Annotated in this window: 17 protein-coding genes and 2 pseudogenes; all 19 read left to right on the plus strand. The window is 32.6% G+C overall.

Features of this window, described 5'->3' with window-relative positions; all coding sequences use genetic code 11:
- Positions 1-232: 232 nt before the first annotated feature.
- The 19 genes and pseudogenes from pulA to QUF99_RS03050 all read left to right on the plus strand — a co-directional run bounded on the left by pulA (position 233) and on the right by QUF99_RS03050 (position 12869).
- Complete coding sequence (pulA, locus tag QUF99_RS02960; RefSeq protein WP_289368575.1) at positions 233-2803, plus strand: type I pullulanase; 2571 nt, start codon at positions 233-235, stop codon at positions 2801-2803.
- 243 nt (positions 2804-3046) lie between these two features.
- The gene (locus QUF99_RS02965) at positions 3047-3412 is read left to right on the plus strand and encodes a hypothetical protein (protein ID WP_289368576.1); all 366 of its coding nucleotides are present in this window, start codon (positions 3047-3049) and stop codon (positions 3410-3412) included.
- 145 nt (positions 3413-3557) lie between these two features.
- On the plus strand, positions 3558-3914 hold the full coding sequence (locus tag QUF99_RS02970) for an Imm3 family immunity protein (RefSeq protein ID WP_289368577.1): 357 nt from the start codon (positions 3558-3560) through the stop codon (positions 3912-3914).
- A gap of 126 nt (positions 3915-4040) precedes the next feature.
- A complete protein-coding gene (locus tag QUF99_RS02975; RefSeq protein ID WP_289368578.1) occupies positions 4041-4592 on the plus strand; it encodes an SUKH-4 family immunity protein in 552 nt (183 codons plus the stop codon).
- A 68-nt stretch (positions 4593-4660) separates the two neighbouring features.
- Positions 4661-5212 carry an SUKH-4 family immunity protein gene (locus QUF99_RS02980; protein WP_289368579.1) on the plus strand — a complete coding sequence of 184 codons (552 nt, stop codon included), beginning with the start codon at positions 4661-4663 and terminating at the stop codon, positions 5210-5212.
- 148 nt (positions 5213-5360) lie between these two features.
- The gene (locus QUF99_RS02985) at positions 5361-5753 is read left to right on the plus strand and encodes an immunity 50 family protein (protein WP_289368580.1); all 393 of its coding nucleotides are present in this window, start codon (positions 5361-5363) and stop codon (positions 5751-5753) included.
- A 59-nt stretch (positions 5754-5812) separates the two neighbouring features.
- Complete coding sequence (locus QUF99_RS02990) at positions 5813-6220, plus strand: immunity 22 family protein (RefSeq protein WP_289368651.1); 408 nt, start codon at positions 5813-5815, stop codon at positions 6218-6220.
- Positions 6221-6380: 160 nt separating this feature from the next.
- The gene (locus tag QUF99_RS02995; RefSeq protein WP_289368581.1) at positions 6381-6587 is read left to right on the plus strand and encodes a DUF6985 domain-containing protein; all 207 of its coding nucleotides are present in this window, start codon (positions 6381-6383) and stop codon (positions 6585-6587) included.
- A gap of 141 nt (positions 6588-6728) precedes the next feature.
- Positions 6729-7571 carry an SDR family oxidoreductase gene (locus tag QUF99_RS03000; RefSeq protein ID WP_289368582.1) on the plus strand — a complete coding sequence of 281 codons (843 nt, stop codon included), beginning with the start codon at positions 6729-6731 and terminating at the stop codon, positions 7569-7571.
- Between the two features lie 148 nt (positions 7572-7719).
- A pseudogene (locus tag QUF99_RS03005) lies at positions 7720-7911 on the plus strand (hypothetical protein); the annotation flags it as partial.
- Positions 7904-8065 (plus strand): annotated as a pseudogene (locus tag QUF99_RS03010) (DUF6985 domain-containing protein); the annotation flags it as partial. The pseudogenes QUF99_RS03005 and QUF99_RS03010, both read left to right, overlap by 8 nt.
- Before the next feature lie 108 nt (positions 8066-8173).
- A complete protein-coding gene (locus QUF99_RS03015) occupies positions 8174-8563 on the plus strand; it encodes an immunity 22 family protein (protein ID WP_289368585.1) in 390 nt (129 codons plus the stop codon).
- A gap of 48 nt (positions 8564-8611) precedes the next feature.
- Positions 8612-9085: an SMI1/KNR4 family protein gene (locus tag QUF99_RS03020; protein WP_289368586.1), complete on the plus strand. Its 474-nt coding sequence runs from the start codon at positions 8612-8614 to the stop codon at positions 9083-9085.
- A 235-nt stretch (positions 9086-9320) separates the two neighbouring features.
- Positions 9321-9539, plus strand: a complete 219-nt coding sequence (locus QUF99_RS03025; RefSeq protein ID WP_289368587.1) for a bacteriocin immunity protein — start codon at positions 9321-9323, stop codon at positions 9537-9539.
- An 83-nt stretch (positions 9540-9622) separates the two neighbouring features.
- Positions 9623-10084 carry an Imm30 family immunity protein gene (locus tag QUF99_RS03030; protein WP_289368588.1) on the plus strand — a complete coding sequence of 154 codons (462 nt, stop codon included), beginning with the start codon at positions 9623-9625 and terminating at the stop codon, positions 10082-10084.
- A gap of 383 nt (positions 10085-10467) precedes the next feature.
- Complete coding sequence (locus tag QUF99_RS03035) at positions 10468-10989, plus strand: SecY-interacting protein Syd (RefSeq protein ID WP_483298586.1); 522 nt, start codon at positions 10468-10470, stop codon at positions 10987-10989.
- Between the two features lie 3 nt (positions 10990-10992).
- Positions 10993-11520, plus strand: a complete 528-nt coding sequence (locus tag QUF99_RS03040) for a SecY-interacting protein Syd (RefSeq protein WP_289368590.1) — start codon at positions 10993-10995, stop codon at positions 11518-11520.
- Between the two features lie 75 nt (positions 11521-11595).
- Positions 11596-12159, plus strand: a complete 564-nt coding sequence (locus QUF99_RS03045; RefSeq protein ID WP_289368591.1) for a DUF1444 domain-containing protein — start codon at positions 11596-11598, stop codon at positions 12157-12159.
- A 95-nt stretch (positions 12160-12254) separates the two neighbouring features.
- Positions 12255-12869: an immunity protein Imm33 domain-containing protein gene (locus QUF99_RS03050; RefSeq protein ID WP_289368592.1), complete on the plus strand. Its 615-nt coding sequence runs from the start codon at positions 12255-12257 to the stop codon at positions 12867-12869.
- Positions 12870-12955: the final 86 nt, after the last annotated feature.

Raw genomic sequence — 12955 nt, forward strand, 5'->3', positions numbered from 1 at the left:
GATATTTAGAGGTATAACAAGGAATAAGAAAGTCTTTTTTTTGAGGTTTAATGCAAACGTTTTCGTTAATTTCTGATTCCTTTTTTATCTTTGATTTTCCTATTAAAAGATCATTGAAATAAATAAGTAAAAACATTCAGTACGGAGGTGTTATAAAAGCAATTTCTAGATTAACTTATACAGTGTTACTCATAATGAATAGTTCGTAATATTTTAAGAAAGGGTGAATGGAGTGTATATTACAAAAAAATTAATAAACAAGACGATTTTATTACTTACTGTAATTGCTATGCTATTATCTGGTTTTTCTTTTCAGAGTGTACAAGCAGAATCAAATACGAAAACAACTGAAATTATCATTCATTATAAGGAGAAGGCTGGAAATACAAAAGACTGGAATCTTTGGATGTGGACTGAAAATGCGAGTGGTAAATCCTATGAATTTGCTGGGGAAGATGAGTTTGGTAAGTATGCTAAGGTGAACATAGATGGTGATTATAGTCGTGTAGGATTTATAGTTCGTACGAATGAATGGGAAAAAGATGGTGGTGATCATTGGATTGAAAATATTAAGGATGGTCGTGCTGAAGTGTGGGTTCTTTCGGGTGATGATAAAGTATATTATTCTAAGCCTTCCACTGAACTTTCTATTCAGAAAGCTACCATTGATAGCTTCAATGAAATCACTATAACTACCAATGCTCCATTCAATATTAAGGAGCAAAAAATTGAAATTGAGGGCGTTAACATTGAGAAAGTTAGTCCTTATGATACAAATGATGGAGATATTACCAATAAGGTTAAAATAATTACAGAAAAGAATCTTGATTTAAAACAAACATACAAAATCAAAATGGGAAATTCCATTGAAGCTAATACTGAAATTGGTAAAGTAATTCGTAGCGAGGAATTTGATCATTTATTTTATTATGATGGTAATGATTTAGGTAATATATATACGCTACGGGAAACAAAGTTCCGTTTGTGGGCTCCCACTGCGAGTGAGGCAAAGTTGGTTACTTATAAAAAATGGGATGATGAAAAAGGTACTGAAATAGACATGGAACAAGGCGAAAAAGGAACTTGGATGGCAAAACTGAAAGGGGATCAAAAAGGCCTTCTTTATACATATAAGGTGAAGATTGGTGACAAATGGACTGAGGCCGTTGATCCATATGTGCGTGCTGCTTCTGTGAACGGTGATAAAGGTGCAGTCGTTAATTTAAAAGAAACAAATCCTAAAAATTGGAAGGGGGATAAAAAACCGAAATTTAAAAATCCGGAAGATGCAATTATTTATGAGTTGCAAGTACGTGATCTTTCCATTCAACCTGAAAGTGGTATTAAACATAAAGGAAAATATCTCGGTGTAACAGAAAAAGGAACGAGAGGACCTGAAGGTGTAAAAACAGGTCTTGACCATATTAAAGATCTTGGTGTTACTCATGTCCAGTTTTTACCGATATTTGATTATGCTTCAGTAAATGAAGAAAATTTAAATGAACCACAATATAACTGGGGATATGATCCGAAAAATTACAATGTACCAGAAGGCTCGTATTCTACTAATCCTTATGAGCCGACTGTTCGAATTACTGAATTAAAGCAAATGATTCAAACACTTCATGATAATAATCTTCGTGTTGTGATGGACGTGGTATATAACCATATGTACAATGCAGATGAATCCAATTTCCACAAGTTAGTTCCAGGTTATTATTATCGTTACAACGAGGATGGTTCACTCGCAAATGGAACTGGCGTAGGGAATGATACGGCTTCTGAAAGAAAGATGATGAGGAAATTCATGGTAGATTCCGTCATGTATTGGGCAAAAGAATATAATTTAGATGGATTCCGTTTTGATTTGATGGGGATTCATGATGTCGAAACAATGAATGCGATACGTAAAGCCGTTAATCAAATTGATCCTTCTATTATCCTTCATGGAGAAGGATGGGATTTAAATACTCCTCTTGCACCTGAGTTGAAAGCAAATCAAAAAAATGCGGAGAAAATGAAAGGAATCGCTCATTTTAATGACGATATTCGTGATGGATTGAAAGGCAGCGTATTTGGGGATAAGGATAATGGTTTTGTGAACGGAAAGCAAAACATGGAAGAACGCATTAAAAAAGGAATTACGGCTGGTATTGACTATGATAAAAAAGTGTCTACTTATCAGGATCCTGAGCAGGTTCTGACTTATGTTGAAGCACATGACAATCATACATTATGGGATAAGCTTGAGTTGACTAATCCTGGCGACAGTGAAGAAGTACGTAAACAAATGCATAAGTTGTCTTCTTCAATCATATTAACATCGCAAGGGGTTTCATTCTTACATGCAGGCCAAGAGTTCATGCGTACAAAATATGGTGATCATAATAGCTACAAATCTCCTGATTCTATTAACCAGATGGATTGGGTGCGCCGTGCAGCATTCGATAAAGAAGTAGATTATATGAAAGGCTTAATAGAGTTGCGTAACAACCATTCAGCTTTTCGCATGACGTCTGCTGAACAAATTAAAAAACATCTAACGTTCATTGATGCTCCAAAAAATGTTGCAGCTTATACAATAGATGGCAAAGCAAATGGTAATAAAATCGAACATTTTGTTGTAGCTCACAATGCGAATAGAGAAGCCGTGGAAATTATTCTTCCATCAAAAGGTCCTTGGAAAGTGCTAGTAGATGGTGAACATGCAGGAAGTAAAGTGCTTTATGTTGTCCATGATAATAAGATGAAGGTTCCTGCATTAAGTTCATTTGTTTTAAAAACAGAAAAACCGATCAAATAAGAATAGATGATGTAAAAGGAAATCTTGCTTAAAAAATCCGATAACCATATTGGGAGAGTAACAGGATTCTTATCATAAACTATAAAGTAAAAGATAGAAACGTTCATATTACTATCAACAAATTAACTCTAAATATGATAATATGTATATTATGGAAATCATTTGGGAGATTATAGAAAATTATTCGAACTGAAAAGTATGGGAATTTTTATTAGGCTAACAAGAATTTAAGGGGAGTTTAAAATGAGTATAAAAGTAATAAGGGCAACAGGAATGATGGGCGGAGCTACAAGAGTGGCTTTAAAGGTAGATAATGAAGTTGTAATGAAATTAGAAAATAATGAAGAGTATACGCTCCCTTCTGATGTAAAAGAAGCGAAGATAAAAGCAAATCAATTGTTTTTCGGAAGTAAAGAAAAACAAGTAAAAAGTGGCGATATAGTCGAAATTAAGATTAATGGTATAGCGATGCTATTGTGTATGGTATCGGTAATAGCCGTGTTATTTGGTTCAATGATTGATCCTAATGTTATTATGTATGGTGTAATCGGCTGCTTAGTAACGATGGTATATTCAATAAATAATTGGTTCACGTTAGAAGTTAAATAATTGGGAACAGCAGAGATTTTAAAAACTCTGCTGTTTTTTTACATAATAATTGTTTAAATGGTGTTTCGTATTCTAATGAATAGAGAGTATCCATGTCTAAATTCAAATCTACTATGATAATTAACATATAATGGAGGAACCTAAAGTGGAAAACTGGGAATATAACGAATTGTTTGAAGACATCAAAGAAGCCTATAATGATTTTTTAATATTAAATAGGGGCTATAGATATGCAATAGCAAGGGCTGCTGATGAATATATAAATCTAGGGAAAATAGAAGACGTTATTGCTGATACAGCTGTAGGTGAAATATTGTTAACTCATGATAAAGTTTTTATTGGATATATAAAAGGTATAACAAAGAGATTAAGCAAGTTTAATCCACTAGACGCAGTGGGGGAATTAACTCAAGAAGAAATAAGAGATTTATCTAATAGAATACATAAAGTATTGGAAGGTCTTGAAAAAGTAGAGATTGATTATAATCCTTCAGCAGAATAACGCGATGTATTCTCTTTCGTGCTGAAGAGGAGTATTATTGCTAGATAAAGAGTTGTATTTGCGCGGAAGGCATTAATAATGAATAGTGAAAATTTATAAAGGTTGAAGTGAAAAGGAAGGCTTAAATTGATAGATCCCAATGAATTTCGAAAAAGATGGAACCAAAAATTATATCCATTTGTTCATTATGAAGAAGATAAACTCAAAAATTTAGATATTCCTGTAGCATGTAAACATTTTTTATTAAAAGCTGGATTGCCTGAATCCGCAGCACCATTTTTGAATTTTGAATCAACAAATAAAGGTAGCTTATTAAGCTTAAAGGAAAAATATAATTTAGATGCAAGTTATGAGAGGAATATATATTTAGGATCTACAGGTGAAGGAAATATTTTATTCATTAAAGAGCCTTCAGGAATAGTTGTATGTATAGATCATGAAACAATGGAAGAAGTATATGTAAATCAATCTATACCACAATTAGCTGAATGTATTTTAGAATATAGTGAGTTTATAAAGAGAATAAAAGAAGTGAATGGTAGACATGCATATTTGAATAGAGAATGTAAGAAGGAAGATTTAGAAGTTATCATAGAAAAGTTAATTGAAATCGATGGGGACTGTCTTAATTATAATACTTTTTGGAATGAAGAAATAAATCTTTTTCATAAAGATTAGAACTTATAAAGATGAACAGGATATGCAGGAGTAAATTATGGGGATGAAAAAAGGAGTGAGGTATTTAGATGATTTCGCCTAAAGAATTTTGTGATAGATGGAGTGAAAAAAAGGATGGGCCATTAAATAAATTGGATCGAAATATGTTACAGCATACAAATTTATCTATTGATACGAGAAGGTTTTTAAGCGAAGCTGGTCTTCCAACAGCAGCTGCTCCATTTATAGAATTCGATAATGTAACTGAACCGATGCAGAATGTAAAACAAAAATTTGGCATGCCAATAGATTACCAATCTTATTGGTTTATAGGTACGACTGGTTCTGGTGATCCTCTTTGTATTGATGAGAGAACAAATAAGGTAGTCTACTTACATCACGACAATAATTATGAAGAAATCTTCATTAATTCTTCCATGCATCAATTTGCAGAAACCCTTCTATTGTTTTCTAACTTAATTGATGAAGCAATTCACTTAAATGGTGAATTTGCTTTTTTAGATAATGAAATTCCGGAATCAGTGCGTATCTGGTTTGAAAATGAATTAAGGCGTATCGATCCAAAGGCTGTAGAAAAGAATACATTTTGGTCTGAGGAACTTGAAAATCTTACTGAATAACAGAGTGTATTTTATTGATGATGTACTTTATCTTTATGGCACCTATTAGGCTTTCATAAATGATGATTCTCTACATGTTTTTCTCTGGATTTTGAGATGAAGCCCCATTATTTTGAAAAGAAAATCAAAGAAAGTAAGGCATATAAAAATGATTAATCAACTTAAAATCTTAAATCCTCAAGCACTTATAAGTATTTTTGGAATGATACCAGAGTTTGAACAATCAGAGTTATTAGATGTTCATCTTAGAAGAGATGGCCCGACTTTAGTTATCCGACTCATGACAAAGGAACCTGTTGAAAATAAACCGAAGCGATGGAATAAATGGGATGTAATTTATATAGAAATTTCATTCTTTTGTATTCAAGATTTAATAATCAAAGATATAGGAACAGACAATATAATTCATCAATTTGAAATAAATGCTATTGAAGAAGAAGGGCTATTAAAAATTAAGTGTAGAAATCAAATGCAAGTTGAATGCTTATTTAGTTGGGCAAAAATAGAAAAAATAATTCCTGGCTTAATAGGGCTCTCCTAATCTATTTTATGAAGGTCCTAAATAGTTTTTATAAAATGTAAAATTTGAGGAGGGTTAACATCGAAAATCCAGGTGTAATGTCTCTATGGCTAGGGAATTTCAAGAGTAAAGAAATGTTGCAAAAGTATGTGGAAATAAAATTTGATGAACAGGGAGATAGAATCCCATCACAATTTATGAGAGATTTTCATATTGATTTTATCGATTACAATGAAGACTTATTAGAAAGAACGTTTATTGATATTTCAACTGCTTCTTTACAGCTGTTATTAGAAGGTGCGTCTTATAATGAAATAGTTGTATCTCAATTCATAGAACATTATGGTGAGCATATGCTAGAGAGTTATAACGCAGTGATTAGAGTTTATGATTTTGAACATAACGAAGCTGTTGAAGAAGCAAACGTTGTTGGAAATGGACACATTGTTTTTGCTGGCGCAGTTGTTTATGAAGAATGGGAAGAATAATATTGTTTGGCATATTTTGTTATCGAAGTATACCGAGTTTGTAATGTAATTGGAGGATGAATCCACTGAATTTATAATCAATTACCTAGTAAATAGAATGAATAGTGTTTATAAATATTTGGGGAGTATAGACGCATGAAAACTGGAGGCGTAAGGAATATTGAAGAAATTAAATGATGATTTATTTGGTGAAATATCTTTTGATTTGTATTGGAGTGGTCAAATAAATATCGTCATGTTTGGAGCAGAGAGAGAAATTATTTTGAGTATTGATGGCAAAGAAGACGGTCATTTTTCCCCTATTCAAAAACAAGCATTCATTCATATTAAATTTTCTCTCATCGAAAATTGGTATAACCCCTTATAATTACTACTTCCTACAGCTGCTTCATATTGTAGAAAAAACTCATTTTTACACCCTCACTTCCTCTATTTAATTTTTTGAAAAGGATATATTTTCCTGAATATCATAATACATTATAGAAAAATGCCGAGAGGGGTGTATGTGATGGGCTTCCCGCCTCAGCAACAAAATAAACCTGGCATTGAATCATTAATGGTACCCAGACCTATATTTGATGATCCCAATTACAAACCAGCTGGTAAGCTTATGAATAAGGTAGCGCTTATAACTGGTGGGGATAGTGGAATTGGGAGAGCTGTCGCTGTAGCCTTCGCGAAGGAGGGTGCAGACATTGTAATCTCATACCTAAATGAACACAGCGATGCAAAAGAAACGGAGTTCTATGTCAAAAAGTACGGCCGTAGTTGCATTACCATTCCAGGTGATATTGGGTATGAGCAGCATTGCCAACAAGCTGTAATGCGAACGATTCACCAATTTGGTCGTATTGACATTTTGGTGAATAATGCCGGTGTACTATACATAAGGAACAGTCTACTTGATGTAGATTCGAATCAACGAGCAAGCACCTTTCACACAAATGTTTTTTCGCAGTTTATTTTGACGAAAGCAGCTTTGCCATACATGAATTCAGGGAGCTCCATAATAAATACAACATCCCTTAGTGCCTATCACGGAGATCAAGATGCAATTGACTACTCGGCAGCTAAAGGAGCCATTGTTTCATTTACACGTTCGCTGTCATTGTCACTGGCATCGCAAGGGATTCGAGTCAATGGTGTGGCCCCAGGACCAATTTGGACTCCATTAATTCCATCTTCCTTACCTCCAGAATGGCTTGCCACATTTGGAGACCATGTTCCTATGAAGCGAGCCGGTCAACCGTTTGAAGTGGCACCTGCTTATGTATTCTTGGCTTCCGATGATGCATCTTACATATCAGGGCAGATTCTGCACGTGAATGGTGGGGAAATTGTAAATGGCTAAATAATTACAAAACTGATATTAATTGTTATTATTCAAACTAGGTATTTCCCCCACACCTTATATTTACTCAACTCTCTTTTCTTCTTCATAATGTAGATATTAAAAATAAGGGTTATTTATATCTAGGAGGATAAAGATGTGGTTTTGTATGAAATATGGCGATACGAATTTTATTGGACTTGTAAATGCGGAGCAATACAAGTCATTTGTGGATGAGGATTGGGAATTAGAAATGTTGTTACAGCATTTTACTGATGAAATGAAAAATGGAAATATTTTAGTATTTCAGATGACTGAAGAAGGTATCGAACATTCTTGGAATGTAGAAGTGGAAGTTGGTTGATCCTATTGGACTTACTATTTTACCTGATTTCGAAGATGGAGTTAGAAGGATAGGATTAATATTCAATTGTACCTGGGAAGAGGACGGTATTGGTGTGAAATTTGAAAATGAAGAAGTTGTTGAGATTGGTTATCAAGATGTTGTTATTTAAACTGTAGAACGAGAAAACTTACATATTAATAAAGTTTTGCAAGATAAGGGCGTTCATAGCAAGGGAATAGGTCTCTACACGATGTAGAGTATGATAAGGAGAGACAATATGGAGCATTGTGGAATGGTTTCGTTGTGGCTTGGGACAAGTCAATCATTTAATCATCTTCAAGAATATGTTGATGTTGAATATACAGAAGATGGAGATGTAATACATTCAAAATTTGGAGTTAACTTTGGTTTTGGCTATTACGATGAAGATAACATGGAAGTTATTTTCTATGAGAAACCTAAAACAAAAATAGAGGACATTTTAAAGGACTTCTCACATAGTGAGATTATTATTCCTAATTTTAAAGATTTGATAGAAAAAGAAAATGTAGAGGAGAGTATTAATTCCGTTATATTGCTTTATGATTTTCAATACGATGCAGAGAAAGTAAAAGATACATATGAGGATCTAGAATTTATATTTATTGGTGCTGTACCTTATCATTAATCGTTTTTTAGATGTTTAATAATATATCAAAGCATCAAGGAGAAAAAAATGAAAATACAAACGGAAAGTATTATTTATCCTCTCCCAGATGATACGTTGTTAGAAAGGGTAGAGGGGAATCTGGAGGTTAAATTCCCTTCAGCATTTTGTACGTTTATTAAGAAAAATAATGGGGCTATTCCAATAACAAAGTATATTACATATAAAAATAATCGGTATGTGGTAGAGCGTTTTCTATGTATATTGGATAACCGAAGTGAAAATTCAAAAGGTATGTATGATATAAAAGTAGTGTTTAGTCAATTGGATGAACGAATGATTTCGAACGGGGATTTAACTAGTTCGGAGATAGTTCCTTTTGCAGCTCTATATGCGGGGGATTTTGTTTGTATAGATTATCAGAAAAATCAAACGAGTCCGGAGATTTGTATTTGGTATCATGAGGATTCAGGCGAATTTGAACCGGTTACTGAAAAAATAGCGAATAATATGAATGAGTTTTTTGAAATGTTATCAGAATAAGTTGAAAACACAGCAAGATAAAACGTATTTTATGTAGGAAGCTCGTATACAGAGTTTCTTGAAAAATTATTTGATGAATTGAAATCCCTAGTGAACGAAATGTCCCTAGGGATTTCGTATTTTTTAAACAATAATAAATATAAGATGGAAATATAGTACAATAAATGTAATATAAATTTTAATTGAAATAGAAAGAACAGTGGAGCGATTAGTGCAATTCGAAAGGTTGAATGATATGAAAAGTAAAATGAACAAAGAGGAACTTATTGAACTTGTAAAAAAGATTTATAATCTTGATTTACCAGAAGCAGAACATAGCGAATATGTGGATCAATTTAATAATAGTGGTGTTCCCCATCCGGCACCTAGTGATCTAATATTTTGGAATGATATAGAATTAACTCCTGAAGAAGTAGTAGAGATTGCATTAAGCTATAAGAAAGAAAAGGAATAACTTAAATAAGTAGATGTGAGAGTTTAGAAGGAAATTGTATTTGTTTTTACATAGAGAAATGTTGTGGATAAGGAGAGGGTTAGATGGATATTCAATTTGAGATTAAGAAATTATATGAATGTAGATTATTAAGAAATGAATCGGAATGTGAAATGTTTGATCGTGTATTAGAAAATTTAGCGGAGTGTACTGATGAAAAAATGATTACAGAATTGTGCATGATATTGGATGATGAAACCGAAGAGGAAGAAATAATGTTTGGACTTATTCATTTAATTGAAAGCTTTCAAATGGAAATTTACCTTACAGGAATGTCTAAAGCCTTGCCTAAAATGATGGAGAATGCGCAAGAGTGGGCAATGATTTTGAATAAAAGAATCCTCAATAATGATATGTATAGAAGTGAATATGCCAACATTCTTGTACGTATGAATAAGGAAGTGAAATCAACAGTAATTCATTTGCTTAATGAAATTAAAGCAGATAATCCAAGAAGATTTGGAGATACAGCTAATGAGGTCATTGATAAACTAAAAGAAAGTTAAAGAATACATATGAATCTTTCTATGGGGTAGAGGAAAATAAGATGAATACAGAACTTTTAAAAGCGATTGATAGGGAATCCGAAATATGTCCGGAAGCATTCGGAGGACCAGTTACTGTTGAAGCTGTTATTTTAGGGTTAAAGAAAGCGGATTTTCTGTAATTGGAATAGATGGTGCAGGAAATCTAATTGGTTGTAAATTACTAGCTATAGAAATTATAAGAGTTGATATGGATACAGGTGAACAAGAATGGATTGCTTCTAATTTTGAAGCATATTTACATAGGTATTTACTGAAGAGATTCAAATCCATTTTTGATGATAGATTTGTAGGGAAACAATTAAGTGAAGTAAAGGGGAATGTGTGTGTCTATTAAGAACGCAATGCAACAATACTTTAGGTTAAGAACAAAATTAACACACGAAGGCTTAGATTTTCTATTAAAAACACCAGTTCTTGAAGAAGTTAATCCTATTCTTTATGAAGGAAAAATAGATGATGAAGGTTATATTCTATGGAAACCAATAGAAAAAAATATAGTACACGATTTTATTCGTTTAGAACAAGAAATGGGTGTTCAGTTTCATCAAACGGTTATTACGTATTTTAATTCATATTGGTTTGCTGAATTAAATGGTTTTTATAAAAATTATTATATTGAATTAGAAGCTGTATTGCCAAATATTGAATTCAATTCATTTAAAGAACGGCTAAAGGGCTATAAGGATAACCACCAAGATAGATTGAATCATATCCCAATAGGTATTGAAGGTAACGGAATGTTAGTTGTTATTGATAATGAAGATGGAAAAGTTAAATTAGAAGATTTTGAAAGCGGTTCATTTGAAACCATTTCAGAGAGCATACAAGAATTGATTTCGAATTTAAGTTTGAAGAGGCGATAAGTTTTGAAAACAATAATGAAGCGTTATTTTGAAAGTTACCTATTAAAATGGAGCGAGTGGAATGGAACTTTCCCACAGATTCCATTTAATGCAGAGATTGATCAGTATTTATATGTTGGTGAAAAGGATGAGGAAGGCTATATATTTTGGAAGCCAAGGGAGAAGGATGAATATGATGATTTTCAAAAGTTTGAAAAAAAATTAAATGTTACCCTTCATTCTGATATAAAGGAATATTTTAATTCATATTGGTTTCTTGAAATGATTGGTTGGATTGGCAATTGCAATATTAGCTTATTTCCTGTAACACCAGGCATTGAGCCGTATTTATTTACAGAGCGTGTCCAAGATTATTTATCTCTTAAACAGAGAGAGGAAATCTATATTCCTATAGGATTTGAAAGTAGCGGGATGTTAATCCTTATGAACAATCGCACTGGAGAAATTGTTGTCGAAGATTTTGAAACGGAAGAGTGTCGGTATCTTAGTACAAGTTTAAAGGAACTCATTTCCAAATTAAGCTTCCGATGAACTTGGTAGTGTTTTGATGATTTTATATCTGTTAATTGGTCTGTATTGTTATAGAAATTAAAGGGGAGTATTTATATGACAACACAATTTTGTAAGGAAGCGGTGGCATACTTAAAACCAGTAGTAAAAGAGGATCTTGATGAAGAGTGCCTTACTTTATCTGAAGAAGATAGTATGGTCCATACATTTTTCAATGAAGATTTAATGATTACCTTTTTAGTTGAGGATGGTCAAAATGAATTTTTCCAATATGTTCAAAATAGGCATGTAACAGTAGAAGGCTTAGATAAGGAACAATTATTAGAAATTGGCATAAATAATCTTTATAAATTAGCAGATGAAAAAGAGCTTCGAGTTCACACATTAACTGAAGAGTGTTTTGCTTTAATTCTTGATGGAAACTTCGAAGCTAGTTTAATTGTTTTAGATGACTTATGGGAACATTCATTAAAACAATTCGTATCAAATGGCTATGCTGCTGCGATACCGGCAAGAGATATTCTTATCTTTTGTGATAGTAACGCTAGTAATGGAATTGAAAAAATGAAAAGCATAATAGAAAAGGTTTGGGAAGGTGGAGATCATTTATTGATTGATAAAATTTTGGTGAGAAGTGAGGGGAAATGGAGGCATTTATAGCCACCCAAAATATTCAAAAATAAAATAGTACTTATTATAATAGAGTAAGTATTTAGAATGATATTGAAGTGCTTGTGAAAAGAGGGAGAAGATAAGTGAAAAAGTTTATTAAGAATATCGGAGATAAAACTTTCATTGCTCAGGCAGAGGAGTGCTTTGCGATGCAGGTAGAAGGTTTATTTCGTTTTCTAACTGAAGTAGAAAATGATCGTTTAATAGATGGTTTTTCTATACAAGTTGGTTGGTCGATTTACTTCCTGGATAAAAGGGAAGAGGGTTATCATATTATCGTACATGATTATACGAAGAATCCATTTCAAGATATGACAGATGATTTGACGATTTCTTTATGGATACTATTAAAACAAGTGAGTTTTTTAAAACCATTAACAATTGAAGGAGAATTACTACGCTTTTGTGACAAAATCATCGCTGCAAAAAATGTATTCGAGTTAGATGATGTTTACTTGGAAAGAACAAAGGGTTGTGAAAAAGGAGATTCAGGTTGGTATATAGGTCCTGTTAATGATGAGGATGACACAGAAGAGTACGAAGCGTTTTATGCATATGAGTTATTAAAATTGAGGCCTTCTCTTATTCAAGTTTTAACATTGCCTTTTGAATATCTGGTAGTCTTTGAAAAAGATGAAATTAAAGCAGTTTTAGATGAAAATAATATTAATATTTGGAATGAGGTTGTCGATGTATAATCTAATATAGAAAAAAGAGGTAGCAATCTGTTCATGCCAGTACCTCAATAAAATTGTAGAATTGAATTGAGTAGGATAAGCCTAAT

Origin of the sequence: Bacillus sp. DX4.1, assembly GCF_030348195.1 — a bacterium.
GTDB lineage: Bacteria > Bacillota > Bacilli > Bacillales > Bacillaceae_G > Bacillus_A.